This window comes from Clostridium subterminale, assembly GCF_039521425.1.
Lineage (GTDB): Bacteria > Bacillota > Clostridia > Clostridiales > Clostridiaceae > Clostridium_J > Clostridium_J subterminale.
Map to the genome: position 1 here is coordinate 1 of NZ_BAAACI010000012.1, position 1,015 is coordinate 1,015.

Genomic DNA, 1,015 nt, shown 5'->3' on the forward strand with positions numbered 1-1,015 from the left:
GCCTTGGGAGGTGGTCCTCCCTGCTTCCCACAAGGTTTCACGTGTCTCGTGGTACTCTGGATCAGAACTCTATAACTTCCATTTTCACCTACAGGTCTATTACCTTCTGCGGAGCAGCTTTCCAGCTGTCTTCGGCTAATTCCTGTTATATTTTATGTTCTGTCCTCAACCCCCAAGCCAAAGGCTTAGGTTTGGGCTCTTTCCATTTCGCTCGCCGCTACTTTGGAAATCGATGTTTCTTTCTCTTCCTCCGGGTACTTAGATGTTTCAGTTCCCCGGGTTTACCTCCATACACCTATTTATTCAGTGCACAGTACATAGTGTTAACTATGTAGGTTTCCCCATTCGGAAATCTTTGGATCACTGGCTATTTGCGCCTACCCAAAGCTTATCGCAGCTTATCACGTCCTTCTTCGGCTCCTAGTGCCAAGGCATTCACCATGCGCCCTTTGTAGCTTGACCTATCTATACTTCATTATAAACTTCGAAATTCTACGTCAACTCCCTCACTCCGGTGCTCATTTACCTTAGTAAACTCTGTTCCTCGTTCAGTCGTTTCCTTGACTTTCTCGTTTCTAATGAAATCTTTAATTTACTAATCTTAAGCGATTAAGATTAGATTTTCATTCTACAAAGAATTCAAATTAAAATTCTTGACGAAATTGTTTTATCTTTAAATTTAAAGGTTTAACAATATATCTTCACTGTGTAATTTTCAAAGAACATTCAATTTTGCAAACTTCATTGCAAATTAATGGTGGGTCTAAATGGACTCGAACCATCGACCTCACGCTTATCAGGCGTGCGCTCTAACCAGCTGAGCTATAGACCCACAAATGGTGGAGATAAAGAGATTCGAACTCTTGACCCCCTGCGTGCAAGGCAGGTGCTCTCCCAACTGAGCTATACCCCCATGTGGAAATTTACTATAAAGTTTTTTGAGAGATGGTCTCTCAAAATTAAACAGAGTTAAAGTACCAGTTTGTCATGAAGGATTAACTTCATGTCGACTCCC

The 1,015-nt window shown here is 41.7% G+C and carries 2 tRNA genes and 1 rRNA gene; all 3 read right to left on the bottom strand.

Annotated elements, in window-relative coordinates:
* Positions 1–462, bottom strand: a 23S ribosomal RNA gene (locus ABDZ93_RS19305); the annotation flags it as partial.
* 293 nt (positions 463–755) lie between these two features.
* A tRNA-Ile gene (locus tag ABDZ93_RS19310) sits at positions 756–832 on the bottom strand.
* A 5-nt stretch (positions 833–837) separates the two neighbouring features.
* Positions 838–913: transfer RNA gene (locus ABDZ93_RS19315), tRNA-Ala, on the bottom strand.
* Between the last annotated feature and the right edge of the window lie 102 nt (positions 914–1,015).